At 63.3% G+C, this 20,426-nt stretch carries 17 protein-coding genes; 13 read left to right on the forward strand and 4 right to left on the reverse strand.

Translation table 11 applies throughout. The annotated features are described in order from the left end of the window. The first annotated feature begins 214 nt into the window (after positions 1-214). The 6 genes from BRW65_RS31815 to BRW65_RS19740 all read left to right on the forward strand — a co-directional run bounded on the left by BRW65_RS31815 (position 215) and on the right by BRW65_RS19740 (position 8,155). Positions 215-1,096: a MinD/ParA family ATP-binding protein gene (locus BRW65_RS31815; protein ID WP_007172156.1), complete on the forward strand. Its 882-nt coding sequence runs from the start codon at positions 215-217 to the stop codon at positions 1,094-1,096. Then, complete coding sequence (gene eccD, locus BRW65_RS19720; RefSeq protein ID WP_073877502.1) at positions 1,093-2,589, forward strand: type VII secretion integral membrane protein EccD; 1,497 nt, start codon at positions 1,093-1,095, stop codon at positions 2,587-2,589. The genes BRW65_RS31815 and eccD overlap by 4 nt, the downstream gene beginning before the upstream one ends. Beyond that, entirely contained in the window at positions 2,589-4,226 is a 1,638-nt protein-coding gene (locus BRW65_RS19725) for a S8 family serine peptidase (RefSeq protein WP_040624272.1), read from the forward strand. The genes eccD and BRW65_RS19725 overlap by 1 nt, the downstream gene beginning before the upstream one ends. Beyond that, positions 4,226-5,770 (forward strand): type VII secretion protein EccE, encoded by a 1,545-nt coding sequence (gene eccE, locus BRW65_RS19730; protein ID WP_007172159.1) that lies wholly within the window; start codon positions 4,226-4,228, stop codon positions 5,768-5,770. Before BRW65_RS19725 ends, eccE begins: the two co-directional genes overlap by 1 nt. Positions 5,771-5,784: 14 nt before the next feature. Beyond that, a complete protein-coding gene (locus tag BRW65_RS19735; RefSeq protein WP_139273185.1) occupies positions 5,785-6,657 on the forward strand; it encodes a DUF2637 domain-containing protein in 873 nt (290 codons plus the stop codon). Between the two features lie 94 nt (positions 6,658-6,751). Next, positions 6,752-8,155: a type IV secretory system conjugative DNA transfer family protein gene (locus tag BRW65_RS19740; RefSeq protein ID WP_040624275.1), complete on the forward strand. Its 1,404-nt coding sequence runs from the start codon at positions 6,752-6,754 to the stop codon at positions 8,153-8,155. A gap of 199 nt (positions 8,156-8,354) precedes the next feature. Here BRW65_RS19740 and BRW65_RS19745 read toward each other — a convergent pair whose 3' ends face one another. The 3 genes from BRW65_RS19745 to BRW65_RS19755 form a co-directional block, all read right to left on the reverse strand. Continuing rightward, the gene (locus BRW65_RS19745) at positions 8,355-8,633 is read right to left on the reverse strand and encodes a hypothetical protein (protein ID WP_007172162.1); all 279 of its coding nucleotides are present in this window, start codon (positions 8,631-8,633) and stop codon (positions 8,355-8,357) included. Positions 8,634-8,732: 99 nt separating this feature from the next. Next, complete coding sequence (locus tag BRW65_RS19750) at positions 8,733-9,551, reverse strand: hypothetical protein (RefSeq protein WP_007172163.1); 819 nt, start codon at positions 9,549-9,551, stop codon at positions 8,733-8,735. After that, positions 9,541-9,924 (reverse strand): helix-turn-helix domain-containing protein, encoded by a 384-nt coding sequence (locus BRW65_RS19755; RefSeq protein WP_073877511.1) that lies wholly within the window; start codon positions 9,922-9,924, stop codon positions 9,541-9,543. The genes BRW65_RS19750 and BRW65_RS19755 overlap by 11 nt, the downstream gene beginning before the upstream one ends. 130 nt (positions 9,925-10,054) lie before the next feature. Between BRW65_RS19755 and BRW65_RS19760 the strand changes: the two genes are divergently transcribed. The 7 genes from BRW65_RS19760 to BRW65_RS19790 all read left to right on the forward strand — a co-directional run bounded on the left by BRW65_RS19760 (position 10,055) and on the right by BRW65_RS19790 (position 19,733). Then, a complete protein-coding gene (locus tag BRW65_RS19760) occupies positions 10,055-10,501 on the forward strand; it encodes a hypothetical protein (RefSeq protein ID WP_007172165.1) in 447 nt (148 codons plus the stop codon). Beyond that, a complete protein-coding gene (locus BRW65_RS19765) occupies positions 10,498-11,580 on the forward strand; it encodes a hypothetical protein (RefSeq protein ID WP_046182038.1) in 1,083 nt (360 codons plus the stop codon). The genes BRW65_RS19760 and BRW65_RS19765 overlap by 4 nt, the downstream gene beginning before the upstream one ends. A gap of 10 nt (positions 11,581-11,590) precedes the next feature. Continuing rightward, positions 11,591-12,514 carry a conjugal transfer protein gene (locus BRW65_RS19770; RefSeq protein ID WP_073877513.1) on the forward strand — a complete coding sequence of 308 codons (924 nt, stop codon included), beginning with the start codon at positions 11,591-11,593 and terminating at the stop codon, positions 12,512-12,514. 61 nt (positions 12,515-12,575) lie between these two features. Further along, entirely contained in the window at positions 12,576-12,866 is a 291-nt protein-coding gene (locus BRW65_RS19775) for a hypothetical protein (protein ID WP_225325409.1), read from the forward strand. Further along, complete coding sequence (locus tag BRW65_RS19780) at positions 12,860-15,775, forward strand: ATP-binding protein (RefSeq protein ID WP_244168144.1); 2,916 nt, start codon at positions 12,860-12,862, stop codon at positions 15,773-15,775. Before BRW65_RS19775 ends, BRW65_RS19780 begins: the two co-directional genes overlap by 7 nt. Before the next feature lie 65 nt (positions 15,776-15,840). After that, entirely contained in the window at positions 15,841-17,931 is a 2,091-nt protein-coding gene (locus BRW65_RS19785; RefSeq protein ID WP_139273186.1) for a hypothetical protein, read from the forward strand. Beyond that, a complete protein-coding gene (locus BRW65_RS19790) occupies positions 17,928-19,733 on the forward strand; it encodes an AAA family ATPase (RefSeq protein WP_007172172.1) in 1,806 nt (601 codons plus the stop codon). The genes BRW65_RS19785 and BRW65_RS19790 overlap by 4 nt, the downstream gene beginning before the upstream one ends. Here BRW65_RS19790 and BRW65_RS31820 read toward each other — a convergent pair. After that, positions 19,723-19,896 carry a hypothetical protein gene (locus BRW65_RS31820; RefSeq protein ID WP_154074410.1) on the reverse strand — a complete coding sequence of 58 codons (174 nt, stop codon included), beginning with the start codon at positions 19,894-19,896 and terminating at the stop codon, positions 19,723-19,725. The genes BRW65_RS19790 and BRW65_RS31820 overlap by 11 nt on opposite strands. Positions 19,897-20,426 lie beyond the last annotated feature (530 nt).

Consider the following 20,426-nt stretch of genomic DNA (forward strand, 5'->3'; position numbering starts at 1 on the left):
CGGCGCACCGCAGCCAGCCGGTCACGCAGATCCCAGCCAGGTTGCGCGTCCGTATCCGCCGGCAGAAGAACATGGTTGGCGTGCGCCAACACCCCAACCGTCGCCTCGCACCGCGGGCACGCCACGGTCTTCGGACGCGCTGCGAGAGCACCTGCGCGCCACGGACTTGATTGCCCCACACAAGGAGGCGCCATCCAAGGGGTGGCGCAGGGCGTTGCTCAAGGTTTCTGGTGGGCTGATTAACGTCGGTGAGTCCAGCGACGAGCGCACAGTGCGTGGCCTCAAGGCTGCGATCGGGGCCAATTTGCGTGGCACTTATACCGTCGTGGTGCTTGGTGGCAAGGGCGGTTCGGGCAAGACCGCGATGACTGTCGCGACCGCCAGTGAGTTTGCACGCAATCGTAACGACCAAGTGGTCGCTGTCGACGCCGATCCGGCACAGGCCGCAAATTTGGCGGCTCGGGTGGATCCCAAGGCGTCATCGCTGCGTGCGATTAACGACGACCTTAATCTTCATCGCTACGCCGATGTTGGGGCCTTGACGGGCCACAACCAAGTTGGTTTAGACGTTGTGGCTTCCCCGCGCCATGGAGGCGCTCGCGGGGAGGGGTTGACCGCTGATGAGTTCAGCAAGGGCCATATGCGTCTACAACGGTTCTACAGTGTGCTTTTCGTTGACTGCGGTGTCGATCTCGAACACGAGGTGATGAAGGGTGTGTTCGAGCGCGCCGATGCGGTGTTGATGGTGGCCTCGGCCGTCCCGGACGGCGCCGAAGGCGCGAGCACCAATTTCGAGTGGTTGCGCGACGAAGGCTATCACCAGTTGCTGTCGCGAACAGTGTTGGTGATCAACCACATTCGCCCGGCGCGCAATCGGAAGGATCGTAAGGAGGCGGCCAAACTGGTCGCCACACTCAGGGAGCATTTCGGGAGCTGGGTCAAAAACGATCGCATTATCGAGGTACCCTTTGACCCCCACATCGCCTCGGCGGGCGAGTTGGACCTTCGAAGGGTCAACCCTAAGACCGCCAGGGCGGTGCTTAAGACCGCCGCCGCATTGGCGGCAGGGTTCTCGACAGCGGCCGATGCCCGATGACCACCGCCAATTCCGCACAACAGGCGCCGGAAGTCCCTCGGCTGTGCAAGGTTCATTTGCTGGTCGGGGATGACACGCTCATCGATTACGTCCTGCCTGCTGGGGTGGCGTTGATTGCGGTGATCGAGGACCTCATCCCGCGGGTCAATGCGATTCTCAAAGATCGCGGGCGGGCACCTCTTGATGACACGTTGACCTTTCAACTGTGCCGTGCAGACGCCACTCCGCTCGATCCGCAGCGATCCCTTGATGACAGCCGTGTCTACGACGGGGACTTGTTGTGTCTCTTGCCTACTGACGCCACCGAACGCTTCGCACCTGTCATTGAGGAGGTGTCGACGGCGCTGGCTCGTTCAGCACGCCAGCAGTTCGCCACAGTCGATGTCACGGTCGCGCGTCGGATAGCCGGGGGGCTTTTCGCAGCGCTGGTCGCGTGGGCCGAGGTGATGTTGGCGCAGTTGTGGTGGCAACAGCACGGCTGGCTGCCCGCGGCGGTGTCGTGGGGATTAGCCGCCGTTTTCTTGGTGTCGGCGAGGGCGGCGACGCGGGCACGAGATGAGCAGCGACGCCGATCGGCGGACTTCCTGGTGTGGTCGGCGCTGATTTGCGCCGGTGCAGGCGCGGCGATGTCGGTGCCGGGACCACCCGGTGGCTGGCATGTGGTGGCCGCGACGGCCACCGTGTTGGCCGGCGTGGCGGCATTGACGATGCTGACCGGCCGCTATCTGACTGTGTTTGCGGGGATGGCTGTGGTCGGGTTATCTGCGGGCGCGGTGGCGGCGATCCACGCCAGCGGTTGGCGAGTGCTGCCAGCGCATCTGGCGGTCGTCTTCTTGGTAGCGGACCTGGTGCTAGTGACGTTTGCAACCAGCATCGGGATCGTGGGGGCCGGAGTGCCCGGGCCATGGTTTCCTTCGGTCACTAACCGGGGGGTGTTTGAGACTCGAGAAGGCGCTGCCCTAAACACGGTGTCGCCGGTGGAGCGTCCGGGCAATGAAACCGTTGAGCAGATCGCGACGTGGGCTCGGCGCGGCACCGCCATCGTGACGGGTCTGCTGGCTGGCGGCGCTGTGGTGTTGGTGGCGGCCGCGCGCTATGCAGTGATGCCCGAAACTGGCGGCGGGTGGCGGTTTTTGGCATTCACGTTGGGGATTTGCGCAATCTTTCTGCTCCGGGCGCGCTCGTTTGTTGATCGCAATCAATCGGTGATGCTGGCCGTTGGTGCGGTCGTCGCGGTAGCGGTGGTGATCGGACGATACGCAAGCGCTCCCAACCCGGCTTCGCCGGTTGTCACCCTGATATGTGTTGGCGCAGCGCTAATGTTGGCCGGGGCGGGCCTGCTTGGAGCGCTGGTGGTGCCCAATGCGCGGATCAGCGCACCGGTAAACCGCGCCGTCGAAGTCAGCGAGTACATTCTGCTGATTTTCGTTGTGCCATGGGCGATCTGGCTGCTGAATCTGCTGTGGGTGGTACGAAATGCGGTCCACGGCTGATGATTAAAGCCGTGAGTACGCTGGGCGCGATCGGGCTCGCCGCAGCACTGGTTGCCGTATCTGGCGGCGTGGCCGGCGCGATTGATCCCCCGGTGGTGCCGCCTGGGCCACCCCCGCCCGATCCCGCACCCGGGCCGGATCAGCCGATGCGCCAGATCGCGGCGTGCACAACAACCGGCGTGTTGCCCGGCAGTGATTTGCGTGAGTTGCCCGCGGCGCTGCAGCTGATGAACATGCCAGAAGCGTGGAAAGAATCCACCGGTGTTGGCGTGGTCGTCGGGGTTATCGATACCGGCGTGGCTGCACAACCTCGGCTGCCGCACCTAGTTTCTGGCGGGGACTATGTCATGGGCCCGTTTGGCGACGGCTTATCGGATTGCGACGGGCACGGCACAGTAGTGGCTTCACTGATTGGGGCGGCGCCTTCAGGGCTCGCACTGGTCCCCAAGCCGGCGTGGGCGGCGCCTGCGGCCCCGCCGGCCGGGGCTCCGCCGCCGCGCGCGATTCCACCGCCACCGCCTCCGCCGACGGTCACGGTGACCCAAACGGTGGCGCCGCCGCCGCCACCACCGCCGCCGCCGCCGCCGCCCGACGAGCCATCATGGGTGGGTATGCCGCCGTCTCCGGTTACTCTCGGCCACGCTCGCGGGCCGGCGCCGCTGGAACCGTCGCCCGGTGGTGGTCCAGACGGGCTGATCGGCATCGCCCCAGACGCGGTGCTGCTGTCGATTCGCCAGACCGCGCAGACTTTCGGCCTGGTTGATCCCGGCGTGGTCGACAACCCCGAGGATGTTCGCCGCGCCGGTGACATCAATTCGTTGGCTCGCGCGATCGTGCACGCGGCGAATCTGGGCGTCAAAGTGATCAACATCAGTGTGGTGTCGTGCATCTCGACAGCCAAGCCCCAGGATCAAAGCGCCTTGGCCGACGCGGTCCACTATGCCGCGGTTGACCGCGACGTGGTGATCGTGACCGCGGCGGGCAACGTTCATGCCCAGGGCTGCAATGGGCAAAACCCGGACCCATTACCGGGTGATCCCACTCGGGGGTGGTCGTCAGTCAAAACGATCGCCACCCCAGCATGGTTTAGCGACTACGCGTTGGCGGTGTCGGCCACCGATTCGACCGGCGTTCCCGCCAGCGGCGACGCCGCCTCATTGCACGGCCCGTGGGTAGGACTGGCTGCGCCGGGAGCCGACATCGTGGGGCTGTCGACGAGCGGGCAGGTGATCAACGGTTCAGTCGATGACGACAAGCTGCACCCTATCGCTGGTAGCTCGTTTAGCTCGGCGTTCGTCGGGGGAGTGGCGGCTTTGGTGCGGGCCAAATTTCCCAACCTGACAGCCCATCAAGTGATCCACCGGTTAGAGGCCACCGCGCACCCTCCCGCTGGTGGACGTGACAACGTGGTCGGTTATGGAACTGTGGACCCCGTTGCGGCGCTGACCTGGGATGTGCCGCCGGGTGAGACGTTTGCCCCCGGGGTTCAGCGCGCCCAGTTGAAAGTGCCGGCCCCGCCCCCGCCACGCGACGCACGTCCGGGCTGGGTCGCGATGGCCATCACCGGTCTCGCCGTCGTCAGCGTATTGGGACTTGCTGTGGGCCTGACCGTCTCGCGTCGCAGGGAGCGAATCTGATGAAGCAACGGTTTGTCTCGGCCCGTATCGCACCCCGCGCCGTGGTCACCGGCGAAGTGGTCGCAGGTCTGGTTGCGCTGGCACTGAGCGCCACGCTGGATTCGTGGCCGATCGCCGTCGCCAGCGGCGCCGCGACCGGACTGGTGATCTGTGTGCTGACCTTCCGGGAGCGCACCGTGTGGCAGTGGGCGTGGCGGGCCATGTCCTGGACGCGCCGCCGGGTGCGCAGACTCCAGCTGCCTCAACCGGTCGATGTCACCCTCAACGAGCACACAGTCGGTGTTGTGATCGACGGGCACACCGTGTCCACGATGATCACTGTGCTGGGCAAGCCTTACATCCCCACCCTATTGCACGCCGACCACACCAAAACACTTAATACCGTGCCGATTAGCGTAATCGCACAAGAGATGCAGCGCTGCGGGTTGAGTGTTGATGTCGACATCATCTGCGAGGGCAGCCGCACAGCCAGAGACAACTATGCCGAACTGTATGAAGCGGCGCTACGGGGGCTGCCGGCGGCCGGTCAGCGTAGCGTGACGTTGGTAGTCCGCTTCGATACGCGCAGCGACCGCATTCTGCCTGGACTGCTGTGGCGGCGAGACACGATCGGCGCGGCGGTGGCGGCTTCTCAGCGCATCACCAGAGCGCTGTGCCAAACAAACTGTCGTGCAAGGCTTTTGACCGCAGCGCAGATGAACGACGCGGTAGCGGCCAGCCTGGGTGGGCCCGAAAACGCGACAGCTTCTTACCAGGACCGCTGGACGAATCTGCAGCGCGGCGGGAAGGCCTATGTCACAGCGTATTTCTTCAGCGCCAGTGACGTGCGCTCTGCTCAACTCGACGACGTGTGGGCCTACCAGAGCGACCACACGACCCTGGTGATCGCGTTGCGCAGCGATCCTGCCGGCGTGCGGGCTTCAGCCCTCGTCCGGTTGACCACCGTGCAACCGCTTGCCAGCTCGCCGCGGCTGGTGCTCAACCCGATGGCGGGCCGACAGTGGGAAGCGTTGGCGCTGACCTTGCCTGGGTGCAGGCGGCTGAGGTTGCCATCAACGCCAGTAACTACCGAACTCAACACAGCTGTCGTAGCCGGCGCATCGGGTGTTCTGCTGGGTGAACTGCGAGACGCTATGCTGTTGATGCCGATATCAGATCCCGCGGCCCCCACCCGAATTGCTCTGCACGCCGATGATGACCAGGCGGTGAAACGGCTGATTCGCCGGGCGGCCGCAGCAGGCGAACAGGTCGCCGTTTACGACCCCACTGGGCGTTGGACAATGACGTCTGCTTCCCCACGGATCTGGACGACGCGCGACGTCACAGCCCAGCCGCCACGTCCTCCGACGATGGTGGTACACAATGGTCGCGTCAACAACTACCCACCCGCGCGCACATCGATCACGGTCGGCGATGTGCCCGCCAGCGCTGCACCCGATATCCGTATCGAACAGCGGGGCGAGCGAATCACCGTGAAAACACAGCGTTTTCGCACCACGTTGAGGTCTGTGACATTCCGCAACGAGGATGCTTATCTGCGGTAATCGATCCTCCCAATGTGGCTGACTTTGGTAGACGAATACCGGGGTGGGAGTGCACGATTGCGGGTATGGCTTGCGATAGCGCCCGCAGCACTCCCGCCGATACCGATCCGAAAACCCACCGGCGCGCAGTGCGTTTCTTTTGGGTGGTGTTGATAGGAGCAAGCGCGGCCTCGATCGCTGGCAACGCGTTACACGCGATCGTGCAGGCCGATCACGTCGCCCCGGCGCTGGCGGCCGCGGTGGCCACGGCCCCACCTCTGGTATTGCTCGGGTCCACGGAAGGGCTCTCGCTGCTCATCAAGGTGCACCGCCGGCCCACCTTGACGTTCTGGGCGGCGGTGATCATGACGCTGTTACTGGGGGCCGGTGCGTTTCGCCTGTCATTTGATGCGTTGTGCAGCTTGGCTATCCGGTGCGGTATCCGCCCAAGCTTGGCATGGTTGTGGCCGCTGATCATTGACGTCACGACCGCGCAGGCCACCGTTGCGCTGGTAGCCCTGACCCGGCTCCTACACAGCCGCGCCGAGGCGCCGCCGGCCCTCGTCGAGGAGGACGTCCCGGTGTCCCTGTCGGCGACACCTCTGCCAGTCGCTGGGTCCTCAGCAGGTGAGCGTGATAGGGCCATGGTGGCGGTCGAGCCGGACCGGTCGCTGTCATCGGTTCCAAGAGTGGACGCCGCTGTGCCCCCGCGAGAGCGTCATGAACACGCCGTACGCACAGTGATGGCATCGAAAAGAACCAAGCAGCCTGCAGAAATCATTGACGCTGTGCTGCGCCGCCACGCTGACGGGCAAAAGCCGGGTGAAATCTCAGAGGAACTCAAGCTGCACCACACAACGGTGAACCGGATACTGGCGACGGCGCTCCACTCGGCAGCGGCGGTGTAAACCCGAAGCTTCCGCCGCAGTGACCTACGTCCGGCGATCGCGAATGTCGCTGCTTTGATAGACGTTCGCGGCCAGTGGCGCCCATGATGACGTAGTGGTCAACGAACCGTACACCCCGTACTGCGGCCTCACCTACAATCGCCAAAACGTTGCCGTGCGTGCGGAGACAGCACCTCACATTCTGGTAAGCGCACCAACACGTACGGGTAAAACACGCAGGATTTTGGCCCCGGCGGCGCTCGTGCATCCTGGGCCGGAAGTTTTGGTGTCGTCGAAACCCGACCTGGCAGAGCTTGTTCTAACACGACGCAATATCGGGATTACCGGTGTGATTGATCTGCGGCCTGAGCACACTGAGGTATGGCCGGCCGGGGTTAGGCGTATGGTCACCGACCCGACCCGCACGATCGCCAGCGCCCATGAAGCACTGACCGTTGCTGAGACCATGCTCGCGACCTCGGGCGTGGGTTTCAGTGGCGCATCGGGCGGCAACGCTGTTGCTGCGGGCGGGCTTTGGGAAAGTCAGGCCGCACCGCCGTTGGCATGCCTGCTGTACGCGGCCAGCCCGCAGGGCAACAGTTTGGGAATGCCCTGGGTGCTCGATGCCGTGCAGGATTTCGGTATCGACGAAACCGGCGGCGACCAACCCATCCCCGAGCTCGGACGCCCGTCGTGGCTGACCGCTTACGGGCTTTGCGAACAACCGAAACTCGCGGCCCCGCTGTATTCTGTTATCGCCGGGATGGATTCCCGGCTGCGTGACAGCATCAAGATCACGGTGTCCAAGGCCGTAACACCGTGGCTGCGCTTGGGTTTGAGCGCCGACGAGGGAGCACCGTACTTGAGCGCGGTCGAACGTGTCGCTGTGGAGTCATTCGACGTCCACATGCTTGATGAGCCGGACGCCACATTGTTTGTGATCGCCCCGAACACCGGCTCGGTCGCCGGAGCCGCGGTGGCTCTGATCGATTCCATCGTGCGTCATTTCCGCCGCAAGATGGCCAATCATCAACTGACGCATCCGCTGCTGCTGGAACTCGACGAGGTATGTAACTCATGTCCGTTGCCGGATCTGTTGACCTACGTGGGGGAGTCAGCGGGACTGGGTGTCAACATCTTGGCGACGGTGCAGGCGTCGGCGCATTTCGACGTTGTATTTGGGTCCAAGTACGCTGAAGCGCTGCGGGAGATGTTTCCGGGCACGCTGATCATGTATGGAGCTCACGAGCGCCATTTGCTCGAACAGGCCTCACATTGGCTGGGAGAGACAACCCGACGTACCGAAGCCTATGAGCCCACAGGGGGGAGTCGGGGCCAATCGTCGCAATTCGGCCAGGCGATCGGTTGGCAGGAACTGCTTCCCCAAAGCCGGGAAGAAGCCCAGCTGTTGCAGCGCGGCACGGCTGGCGAGCGAGTTCATATTCCAGACTGGACCGAGTTCCTGGCTCTGTTCGACCAGGCGGTTCAGCGGCGAATCAAAAAGGCGCAGTGGGGTTGACGGGCGGTTGCCGCGACGGGCGCAATCTATGACTGACGCATTGGTCTCGGTGCTCGCGTCCAGCTTCCCAAGTGCGACCGCTGGGCAGCTCCGGGTAGCTGCACCGTGTAATCTGCCTGTGCTGCAACTAATTTGCTGTCGACGCGATCAAGCGTTTCTCGACGCTGGCCGTGTCCGCAGTAGCACTCCAGCTGCGGACCTACCGACGAATGTTGCCCTCACATGACCCTGGGTCCTGACGCGTGTTTTTCACGATATCGCTTGCGTCTGAGGCGATTTGACGCAGGATCTTCAAGAACAGCACTTGCCCGGCCGAGGTGTTGAGATACCACGGCGGATCGCTGAGCATGGCAATGATCTGTTGCCGCATCGCCTCGAGCGACTGCGAACCCGGCGGCGTGTCACAAACCTGGCCAGCTCGCTCGAGCGCGGCTAACACCCGATGCACAACTGCGTCTACGGTCGTACCCCGATCCATACCTTGAACCGTATCTGTGCCGCCACCCCCCGCTCACACCCCAATTTTTGCAAAGCGGTGTAGGCATCAGCGCGCCAGAGTTGGCCCCGAGCAGCGAACTCAGTTCGCGAATAGCTGCATCGAGGTTGACCGGGAGCTGACCGTGTCGAGGTGCTGGTTGGTGGAGCCGAACAGGACGCTGATTGCGCAAATGAGACACCAGATGGAGATCGCTGCGATGACCGCAGTCCCGCCAAGGATGGGGACCCAGTGGATAGGTGGTGGGGTTCGCCGGCGCGCGTGCAGGGATGGCGGTATGCGGCGGGCGGAGCCCGGTTCGGGGAGTGGATCTAAGACGGTGGTGATGGGCAGCGTCGGCCCGAGAATGAGGTCGTCGTCAACCTCGACAGCTTGGGGTGTCAGTGGCCACCAGTCGCTGGATCCTTCCACGGCTAGCCAGCCTTCGAGGACCCCGCAGACGGCTGCGGTGAGCAGGGTTGCGGGCAGTTGTGTTAGAAGCCAGGGGATGATCAGCTCGCCCCAGAGACTAGGGGAGGGGTTATAGAACGGCAAGGGCAGCGCTGCGAGCGCGGCGCCCCAGAGCAGTGCCGGTATCGGGTAAGCGCGGAGCCGCTCGGGGATGAGCGTGACGATTAGTCCGTAGGCGAGTTTGCCGGCCAACCAGCCCAGCGGCGCGATGGCCGCACAGGTTAGCACCAGTGCGACTTCAAATGATCCGCTGGCTGAGGTGGCGGAGCGCATCGGTAGTGGCAGGGCGACGACGTCGTCGTGTGGGTCGGGTCGGGCACCAACATGGCTGCGTGTGCGAGCGCGAATCTTTTTGGCGAGCAGCTCGGCGCGACGCTTTTGGAAGACAAATATCCCAGCGTGTGCGGCTATCCATGCTCGGCGTTGGTCGTCGAAAATGTCAGCGGGCATGCTCGGCCGGGTCCCGGCTTGTCAGGAGTTCGGTGAGCAGCTGACGGGCGTCGGCCAAGATTGAGTGGCATTGCTCGACGAGGCCTTCGACGGCGTGCAAAACGGTGTGTACGTGGGTGTCTTGGGGCGGTGGTGTGGCTGGGACCCCGCCGTCAAGGATCGCCCTTGACGACCCGTGGGCCCACCCGAGCGCCTCATCGAGTCGGGCCAGCGTGGCCAGCGACATGGTGCGTGAGCCGTTACTGGATTTGTGCAGTGTCGAGCGGTTGGGTCCGCCGCGGCGGGCCAGTTCGACACGGGACATGTGCAGGACCGCCAGCCGTTCAGAGACGAAGTAGTCGAGTCGCGCTGGCCCATCATTAGGTGCAATCACGCCCACAAAACTACCTAAACGCAACCATTATCGTCTAACCATGTGGACAACCTTGCCTATTACCGCTTACGGTTGCGTGCATAGGCGCCCACCCGATTTAGCGGCGCCGAGACGACGAAGGGACACCGCGATGAAGGGGCTTGTGGCGACGGCCGCAGTGCTGATGACAGTCATCGCCGCGATCGTGTTGGCGATCGTCGAACTGCTCATCAAACTCGCTCCGTTGCTGGTCGCGGCGGCGTGCTTGTGGGGAGCGGCCAAGCTAATAGGCGCACACCGCGCCCGAGGGGCGGCCGACGAGGAGCGTCTTAAGCAGGACTGGAGCCGGACCGCTCCCCAAGGCCCACCGCAGGCGGCGCCATCCACACCGCTGCCGCCGGTAATTGCTCATCGCGAACGCATGTATGTGGTGCGCGGTGAGGACACCGGCTTGGCCTCTGACCGCGACGACGGCTATGTCAAGGTTTCGGCGACGGCATTGCCGCGTGTGCAGCGTTTGCCGGCCACCTACCATCACCGGCGCAAATTCACGCCGCGCCGGGCTAGCGGGCACCGTTCGGGGCGGCGGCGGCCGTGAGCTCGGTTTCTGATCAGCAATGGCTGCGTCAGATTGGGGTGAATCTCGACGCCGATGCAGAACACGACCAAGACACCCTCGACAGCGGCGCGGCCGGGGAGTCAGCCGACGAGCATCCCGATGATGATGGCGCGATCAGCGACAACGACGCCGCACCCTTCGGCGAGGATCAAAGTGCCGACGCCTTTGCGGGTGCGTTCGTTTCCGACGGCGACGACCACACCGACTCGGCAGAAAACGAAAGCCCCGGTGCCGACGCTGATTTAGATCACGAGGCGGAGCGGCGTACGCGCCGATTTACGCCGTGGGTACTCGGCGCGTTCGCTGGCGTCGTGTTGTTGGCAACGGTGATAACCACGCTGGGCGTCACACTCTCAGGTCCCGACAACCCTTCGCCGAGTCTGCGCCAGCACGCAGTCAAATCGGGCCCCGCACCGACAATGGCGGCAGCACCAGCGCCGACTCCTGCTGATGGCGGCGATCACCCACTGCCGTTTACCGCCTCAGCCGACTGCCCGGCGGGCGCCTCAACTTCGGCGAAATCGATTGCCGATCCCGACAAGCCATCGCCGTGGATCTGCGTGCGGCATACGGATGGACAACCGCTCTATATCACGCTCGGGCCCGCCGGAATCGAACGCGCTTACGTGATCACGGCGGTCAGTATCGTGCCGGGGGATACTGCTGCGGCCCAGGGGTCCGGCGGTGACCCATGGCTACAGCATCGGGTGGTCACGTTGCTGCAGTGGCAGTTCAATGACACTGCGCACACGGTCGTCGACCAGGACACCGGCAATGCTCACGGCGAAGCGGTCAAACTGATTCCCGGGATCAGCGCCTCAAAAATCACTGTGATCATTCGGCACACCAGCCGTCCGGTCGCAGCCCCCCAGCCCAGCGTGTCGGCCCCAGACGGCGGACCGTTCGGCGGAATCCTGGGTGGGCCCACCCCGGCCACCGGCCCGGAACCGACCAACGGGCCTGACCCGACCGGCTTTGGGTCGGGACACGACACCGATCCCAGTGATGGAACCTTCGCGGTGTCGAGCATCAAAGTCATTGGGCACCAGGCGACATGAGGACGATGTGGTGAGAATCAGCAACGTATGGAAGAAGCGCATCACGGTGCTGGGCCACAGCGCCGGCCGGGTCGCTCTTGTGATTCTTGTGGCCAGTTCGTCCATCAACGGTATCGCCCTGCTGTGGGGGTTTGTCTTTCCCCCTGAACCAGCACCAGTGGCGGCGGTGGCCCGCGACGTGATCAACGAGACCGATCCCGTGAAGGCTTTCGCCGTGAATTGCGTGAAAGGGCTACTTGTCGGAACCACCTCGGGTGCTTCGAATTTGACACGCTGCTTTCCCGGGGGACAAAAGTACGAGTTGCCCACGACATCGTCGATGACGGTGTCGAACCCGGCGGCGTGGGCATCTAAGCGCAAGACCTCTTCCAACGACATCGTGCTCTATAGCGTGAAGGTTCAAATCGACGAACTGCCCTACCCGTCGGCGCCGCCGACGACGGCTTTCTACCAGCTGCCGGTGGCGGTATACCGGGATATGGGCATTCAGGCTCTTGATCGGATCAGCAGAGTCGATATGCCGCCTCCGGGAGCCTATGTGCCGCTGGGCTATTCAGCACCAATCGCTGCCAACAGCCCACTTTTTACGATGCTGTCTGGGTTTGCGACGTCGTTTTTAACCACCTCGGGTGGACTGGAACGGTTTATCACCACCGACTCGGGCATCACAGCCGTAGGGTCGTACTCCTCGGCCACAGTGACTGCTGCTCAGGCCGACAACACTCCACCCGATGCTCCCTCCGATAACAACGAATTAGCCACGCACATCGATGTTTCGGCGCGCCGATCCGATTACACCCTCGTATCGCTGTCTTATTCCCTGACGCTGCGTTCGGTGGGCGGCACCTGGTTTGTTGCCCAGATCGACGCGATCCCGCTGTTGGCTGACGCGACACCGACACCGGTGCCCACCACGGCGGTAGCACCGCACTGACCATCACTCACGTTGAGAGAAAGAGGGATTGATCATGATTAGACAGCTAACATTACAGACGTTGGCTACCCACACGACAAATGTGGCTGCCGGGGCCGGCGTGATCAACATGAGCCACGAAGTGCTTTACATCATCGTCGCAGTCGGCGGCACATACTTCCTGGGCAGCGGCATCGTGCGCGGTATGAGAGACCATTGGAAGCGCGGCACCGGTGCCGGATTGTCGGCAATCGCCGGCGGGGTGGCTCTTGCAGTTGTCGTAGCCCACATCGTCGGGCTGTATCAGCGCGGTAACCAGGAATTTGAGCACCTGCCCGGCAGCGTTGGCCACTCCAATACCCGCGGATGGTGACCACCGGCCCAGTTGCCCCACCACGGCCCGTCGACAAGGCCGAAGCGTGGTCGGGCATCCGCGACATCGACATCCAGATCGGGGAAGCCGCTCCCGGGCAGGAATGGCCCGGCGGGCCCTACCGCGGGGTGGAATGGGTGGCCATTGCCGCGATCGCGGGTCCCACGCTGCTATGGGTCGACAGCCAGCCCGCCGGAACCACGCTTCCGGTCCTCGCCGGCGGGGTGGTGCTCTGTGTGGTGACCGTTGGGCTGATGCGGCTACTTTTGCCCAAGGGACGTCCATCTCTTTCAGCACGTCTCGTTTTTGCCCGCAACACTATTCGGCCACCTCACCTGATCACCTCGCAGCCTCGTGCCGCTGAGAGGAAGCTGCGTGTTGACTCCAGTTTTGACCCTCCTGAACGTGTCGAGGACAATCTGGTCTTCACCGGCGGAGGCGTCTATGCCGAATTCTTGATCGATGGTTTGTCGGTCAATATGCGCTCGCTTGACGCGCGCCGGCGAGCCGCCAGGCTGACGCGGAACTTGGGGCGCTACCTGCCCTCAGGCTCGCAAGTGCGCGGGTTGCTGGTCGCCGAGGACCAAAACGCCATCATGCGGGCAATGGTGGGTCCGCACACCAACAAGTCGACATGGATTGGGCAGTGCAAGCACTGGGTCCCAACTATCGCCCAAGCGAACAAGTGGATCACCAAGGGATATCGCGGTCCCGTGCGCCCACGGTTTTGGCTAACGGTGCCAGTCGATGCTGGCACCGCGGGACGCACACCGCTCGGACAGGGCAGGCGGGCTTGGGACTGGGTCAGCGGGCGTGACAAAGACTCAAGCACATCGATTCAGCACTACGCCAGTGTTGCCCGCCAGATCTGTGGTGCCCTACCTGATGAGTTTCACGTTCGCGCGGCTAGTCCAGCGCAAATCCATTGGTATCGGCGACATCGCGCCATGCTCGGCGTCATCCATGAGCCGATGCCAGCGGCCAGCACGGGGCCGTCCTCACTGAGCGCTCACGATTTCCCTACCATCGCTTTCGATGAAGGCGACAACGCCGGGCGGCCATGGTGGCGACCCAGTTTCAAAGCCTTGGTTCGCGTCTATGATCCCCACGAGCCCACCTGCAGATCGAGCTACCAGTCGTTTTTGACCGTCGAGCACTTCCCGGAGACAGGCCTGGCCTTTCCACGCGCTTCGTATCTGAATGCGCTGCTCAACGTGAACACCCAGGCCAGTATTGAGTGGACCCAACATATTTACATTCGCACACCCCAGGATGCGCAAGCCCGCAATTTCCGCTACACCAAAAACATCAAAGACCAGATGCGTCAGCGTGGTCACCGCGGAGCTGAAAACGACGAATTGCCAAGGAAGCTAGCGCGCACGCGGGCCTACACATCGCATCTGAACGGCAATCCCGCCGAACGCGAGCTTGACCACACGGTGATGATTGCGGTCGGTGCCGACTCACCGCGGGTCTTGGAGGATGCGGTCAAACAGGTCCGCCAGGAGCTTGACACAGTCGGCATCGCTGTCAAACGCCACCGTGGCGCCCAGGCGTTGCTGTGGAAGGCATTCAATACCGGAAGTGAAAACACCTGCCCGCTCGATGAATTTCGCAATCCCACCAGCGCACATAAGTGGTCGCTGTTCTTGCCGCTGATTTCGGGCCGCGTGGGCAACGTCAAGGGCAGTGCGCTGGCCATCGACCAGACCACGATGCGACCGGCGATCATCCTTCACGATCCCGAGGGAACTGCGCGCCGAAACAAGAACACCGGGCTGGCCGTCGTCGGCGATCCCGGCGGCGGGAAGTCCAACCGCACCAAACTCTCGGCGTATGAACTGATCCTGCGTGGCGGACGCGTTGTGGTGTTCGAGCCAGACACAATCGCTGAATGGAAGCAGGCCCTCACACCCATCGAGGGTGTACGGTTCATCGACCCGACAACGCCGCAGTACTTGTATGACCCGCTGGTGATCTTCCCAGCGCACCTGGCAGGGCGCATCGCGGCCTCGCACATCCTGCCCTGGATTGGGCTGTCTTATGACAGCCTGCTTGCCAAGCGTTACCGACGTTTGGTGCGACCGGAAACCCGGGCCAGGCAAGGGATTACGAGCCACCGCACACTGCTGGACTATCTGCGTTCACAGCCGGACGCCGACAACGACGAGTTGCTGCTGCGCTTAGAAACAGCCCAGGAGGATTTTCCCGGGCTTTTCGATGACCACTTGCCGCCCTACCGGCCAGAAGACTCCCCGGCCACGGTCTACCTGACCGGCAACCTGGGCTTGCCCAGCACCGAGGATCTCACCAACGCCGATCTCTACGCGAAACTGTCGGGGACCCAGCGCGCCGGAATGGCTATCTATGGCCTGCTCATTGAGCTAGAGCAGCGATACATGTTCGACCGCCTCGACGTATTCGACGTCATGATCTTCGAGGAGTGCGCCGAACTGCTTGCCTTTCCCACCACGGCACGCATTGCGCACAAATTCACTCGGCGGGGCCGTAAGCACGCGAGTGGAATCTGGTTCATCACACAGGATTTCAGGGACCTTGCCCGCATGGGGGATGAGTTTGTCACACAAAAATGGATCTTTCGTGTTCAAGACCCTGAACTGGCCTACGCGACACTGAAGTGGGCGCGCATCGACCCAGAAATGTATCCAGAGCTTGTCAGCGCACTAAGCGAGGACACCAGTCCTGGCTCCACCGCTGATGAAGACGTGTTCTCTGATCGCGGGGAATGGGGCGGCTACGCCACCGAGGCCGGGGCGGTCGATCGTGCCCGACTCGGCGAGGGATTCTTAGTCGACGAACTTGGACGTCCCGCACGCGTTCAATTTTTCGGCGCGCCAACCGAAGAGCAGGCACGCGCATTCGATAGCACCGCATCGGTGATCGCATGACTGCCAGCGATTCCCTCGCAGTCTGGCTAGTTGAGCACCCACGGTTGCGCCGCGTGATCGGCGCGATGACAGGTGTCTACGTGCTGTGTCTGTGGGCGGTGGTGGCCGCACCTAAAGCCTCGGCGGCGGTGGGTGCCGCTGCTCTGGGGTGGACGGGACTGCATGACTTGGACAACGTGCCGATCGCTGACTACTTCCTCTCGATGGTCGATACCACCGAAGCCACCTTCAACAACGGCCAACACGTCAGCGCGTTCGATCCCGAATCGTGGGGGTCGTGGATCGTCAAAGCCACCCAAACCGCGATCGCGCATACCACCGCAGCCTGGTGGCTGACCAATGAAGCTGCTCTTGTCGTATTCGCTATCGGGATTGCGCTGTGGCTTCTGCGATTTGCAATGTCGAGCTCGTGGCTCTTGGCCCTCGTTCAAATCGGGCGCCCCGTTTTCGCTACAGTGAACATGCTCGTCAACCAGATGTGGCTGGGGCCATTGGCGGTCGCGGTTTGTGTGGTGTTGGCGGGGTATCACCAACAGCGAGGGCGGCCGGCCCAGGCCCGCAATCTGCTAGGCACCGCCGCGGTGCTAGCTGCATTGGTGTGGACGGTCTTTCGTGACCCCATTGACGATCTAGTCAGCGATCACGGCCTGCTGGGCATGGGTCGAGCGACAGGCTTTCAGATCGCCCAGGACGCCCGCCAGAGTTCGTACGCTCCGGGCCAGTCATTGGATACCCAGCTCGACGCCCTGCTGGCGCAGCTGGTGTCTTCGACGGCGCGACCAGCTCTACAGTTACAGAACTTCGGCATGGTCGTTGATGATGTGGGCACCTGCCGCCAGGCCTGGTCCCAGGCCATCTTGGCCGCGCATAGCCAAGGTCCTGGACCGGCGCACGCGATGGCCGGATGCGGTGCTCCCCAAGCCTTGGCGCACGCTCAACAATTGGGGGCCAACGACTTTGTGCTGGGGCTGGTGTTCTTGTTCGCCGCGTTTTGGATCGGCCTGTTCATCTGGTACGTCGGGGTGAGCACGTTGCTGGTCGGTGCCAAAGCCACCTACTACTGCATCGTGGTGGTTCCCGCGGCGATGGTCGGCATGAGCGGTTGGCAGCGCGGCAAGAAATACGCGGTGCGCTGCGTCTCGCAGGTGTTGTTGCATGGCGTCGAGATGATGATCTTCACTGTCTTTTTGGCGTTGAGTGCGGTCGGGATGGGGTGGGCGCTCACCACGCCGCAACTGGGGCATGGCGCCACCGCGGTCCCGCGCCTGTTGTTGGTGAGCCTGGGTTCGGTCGTAGGCATCTTCTTGTTCCATTACATCGACAAGCATTTCTACACAGACAGTTTGGGCACGATCGCCCACCACATCACTGGGGCGTGGTGCTCCACAAGCGGCGCTGTGCGCGATGAGTACAACGATTACGCCGAGGCGGGACGCAAAGCGCGCGGGCTGTTTCGACGGGTCGCGCGACGCGGCGATAGCGATGGCGCCGGCGACGATGACGGTTCTAACGGCGACGCCGACACCTCAACGCCGGGGTTCGATGCGGTCAAACCTCGGCCCAGCCGGATGCGCGGTGAGGAGGAGACCACGGCGACCCGGACGACCGGGGCCACCACCACCCGGATGGCAGCAGAAAAGGCCGGGGCGAGCGAGGCCGCGGCGACCGCAGGTGGACATGCCGCGGCTGCGGCAGCAGAGGGGGCCGGCGCCACAGCGGCAGAAGGCGCCGCCGCGGCCGCCGCGCCAGAGGTGGTGATTCCCGCCGTCATCACCGAAAAGACCGTCCAGCACATCCGCGGACACCACCACCGCAACGGCTCAGACCCCGGGTCCCAACAAGGCGTCCCGGACAGCGACACCAGCCCGCACCTGGCGGCGTCCAATGCCCTCAGCAACGGCCAGCCAGGGGAACCAGATCAAGGCGAGGTGGCGCCGATGGCCGGCTCAGATGGGCTGCCATCGCTACCGAGCCATCCGCGCCGCCCGGCCCAGGGCGTGGGTCGCCACCAGGCGCCCCCGTCGGCAACCCCTGATGAGGACCCCGGCCTGCCGCTAGATACATCATCTGAGCAGCAGCGATCGTTCGAGCTGTCTGAGTCGCCCGTAGAATTTCCGTCACCACCTCGACCACGAGCAAGGGACTATCACCAGTGAGTGCCCGTGACTATTTCGACATCGGGATTAGCCGCCTGGGCTTCGGTGGGCCCGTGGCCGATCACGCGGGAGCGCGCGAAGCCTTCACGCAGGCCACCGACATGGATCCCGGCATGTGCGACGCGTGGATGGGGTTGGCGGTTGCTGGCGACGTCAGCCTTAACACCATGCGCGGCGCATATGATGCGCTATCGACTTTGCATCGCGAAACGCGTCGGATTGGCCTGGCAGATTCTGCGCTAGCGCCAACCGTGTCTACGCCATTCCTCATTGACCTTTACCCGCACACTCCGACCGGGATCACCATCGCCTACGCGGCGACACTTGTTAGCCAAGGCGACTACGACCAGGCCGAAAAGATCCTCGACGGGGTTGACCTCACCGTCGAGCCCGCGCAAGCGCAGATACACCGGTTCATCGGGGCCACAATGTTTTTCCTGACGCGCCGCTGGCCAGACTTGTTGACGTGGACCTCGCAGGCCTCGTCGAGCAGCGGTGGAATCGTGGAGGCCGCCACACGGCTGCTCAAAGGAATCGCCCAAACCGGGCTGGGACAGTTCGAGGCGGCGCTGGCCACATTGACATCCGTCGTGACGCAGGCCGACCAGGCCAAGCTCGACCAGAGCGGCATCGATACCTCGCACCTGCTGGCCGAGGCGGCCGTATATCGCGGCTTGTGCCACCGCGCGTTGGGGGACGAGGCCGCCGCCCGCAAAGAGTTCAGCGCAGCCAGCGTAGACGGTCAACTGCGCCCGGACGCCGCCGCCGCGCTCGATGACCCCGGCTACGGCGTCACCGTCACGACCCCAGACGTGATTGCCGCCCGGTCCAATCGGTGGGACCCGGATTCTGGACCGAGCGTGGCCGACCTGCGCAGAGCCCGGCAACGCAAGGAAGCCGTACGTGTGCTGGAGCGCGCCGAACGCGAACTCGACGAATTCATTGGGCTCCGCCGCGTCAAAGAGCATGTCAAGGAACTCAAGTTCGTCAAGGTCTACGACCAGAAGATGGCCGAGCGCGGCGTCCAGATCGGTGAGCGCGACACCTTGCACATGACTCTGGTCGGCCCGCCGGGGACCGCGAAAACCTCGATAGCACGGCTGATTTGCGAGATGTATTTCGGCCTGGGCATCCTCGAATCGCCAGAATTCATCGAAGTCTCCCGCAAGGATCTTGTCGACGAGCACATCGGTGGCACCGAGAAGAAAACATCAGCGATCTTGCAAGCTGCCAAAGGCTGTGCACTGTTCATCGACGAGGCACCCGAACTCTACAAACCGGATAATGAGCGCGATTTCGGCCACATCGCCGTTGACGTCATCATGAAGTGGGCAGAAGACCATCGCCACGACACAATGATCGCCATGGCTGGCTACGCCAGCCCAATGAACCGGCTTTTGAGCGCTAACCCGGGACTGCGGTCACGGTTCCCGTTCCAGCTCGAATTCACCTCCTGCGACACCGACGACCTGGTACGGATCGCTGAGCTGTTCGCAGCGCGGTTCCATGTGGCCATCGAACCCTCCGCTCTTTCGCGCTTCAGCAGCAACGCTGAGTGGCTATGCAACACGCCAAGTACACGCCCCGGTGAACCACACATGCTCATCGATGTCGCCGCCAACGGCCGGTTCGCCCGAACCGTCATTGAACAAGCCCTGCGCAAAGCCAAAGCCCGCATCGCAGCGGACCCGACGGTGGACTTGCTCACCGCCGACCTGAGCAGCATTAGCACAATCACGCTGGCAGACATGGACGCTGCCCTCACCGACGTCCTGGCGGCCTTTGAGCTCGTCACGCCCTAAGCCCATCGTGGGCGCTGAAATGCGGATCGTTGTAGGCCACACTGATGCTGGGGATGCTGTCCAGGTGGACGTGGGTCAGCATGGCCTCGTGGTGGTCGCCGGCCGTGAGCTCGTCGGTGCGACGTTCATCGACTACCTCGCACTTGGCTGCATCCGCTATCACACCTGGCGATCTAGATGTCTGGGTAGTCCGGTCGGGCCTGCCCGAGCCGGGCGCGGCAGCCGCAGCCTTCGAAGAACTGCAGCAACAACTGCCCACCTCGGACCTTCAGATCGTCTACGACGATATGAGTCGCGACCGTGACCGCTTCGACGCTCTCACAATGCTTTCCGCGCTGCCGAGAGTCGCGACTGCGATGGGACCTGTGGTCGACGAGCCCGACATCACGGACTACCGCCTTGGCACGCCAGAACCATCGGAGGTCTGTAAGGCTGTCCCCGACGATTAGAGAGGTGGACGGGATCCTGAGTGCGACTCTGGATGTCAGCTGCTTGGCGGGGTTGTTCGCCCGAGCTCTTCTTCAAGGGCAGACAGCTGTTGTCGGGCGGTGTTGATGAACGTTCGAGCGCAATCGCTGCAGTAGTGGGCAGTGTCACGGTCGACCTTGACGATAAGTATCGGGTCGCCCTTATTGAGCACGTGGTTTTTGTCTGACCGACACGGGTGCCGTCGTCCTGCCGTGCCAATCGACA

This window comes from Mycobacterium paraffinicum (assembly GCF_001907675.1).
In the GTDB taxonomy this organism is placed as follows: Bacteria; Actinomycetota; Actinomycetes; order Mycobacteriales; family Mycobacteriaceae; genus Mycobacterium; species Mycobacterium paraffinicum_A.

Excerpts from the sequence above, each read along its gene's own strand:
- eccD (WP_073877502.1), top strand. The coding sequence starts at position 1,093 with ATGACCACCGCCAATTCCGCACAACAGGCGCCGGAAGTCCCTCGGCTG.
- BRW65_RS19725 (WP_040624272.1), top strand. The coding sequence starts at position 2,589 with ATGATTAAAGCCGTGAGTACGCTGGGCGCGATCGGGCTCGCCGCAGCA.
- eccE (WP_007172159.1), top strand. The coding sequence starts at position 4,226 with ATGAAGCAACGGTTTGTCTCGGCCCGTATCGCACCCCGCGCCGTGGTC.
- BRW65_RS19745 (WP_007172162.1), bottom strand. The coding sequence starts at position 8,633 with ATGGATCGGGGTACGACCGTAGACGCAGTTGTGCATCGGGTGTTAGCC.
- BRW65_RS19750 (WP_007172163.1), bottom strand. The coding sequence starts at position 9,551 with ATGCCCGCTGACATTTTCGACGACCAACGCCGAGCATGGATAGCCGCA.
- BRW65_RS19760 (WP_007172165.1), top strand. The coding sequence starts at position 10,055 with ATGAAGGGGCTTGTGGCGACGGCCGCAGTGCTGATGACAGTCATCGCC.
- BRW65_RS19780 (WP_244168144.1), top strand. The coding sequence starts at position 12,860 with ATGGTGACCACCGGCCCAGTTGCCCCACCACGGCCCGTCGACAAGGCC.
- BRW65_RS19785 (WP_139273186.1), top strand. The coding sequence starts at position 15,841 with ATGACAGGTGTCTACGTGCTGTGTCTGTGGGCGGTGGTGGCCGCACCT.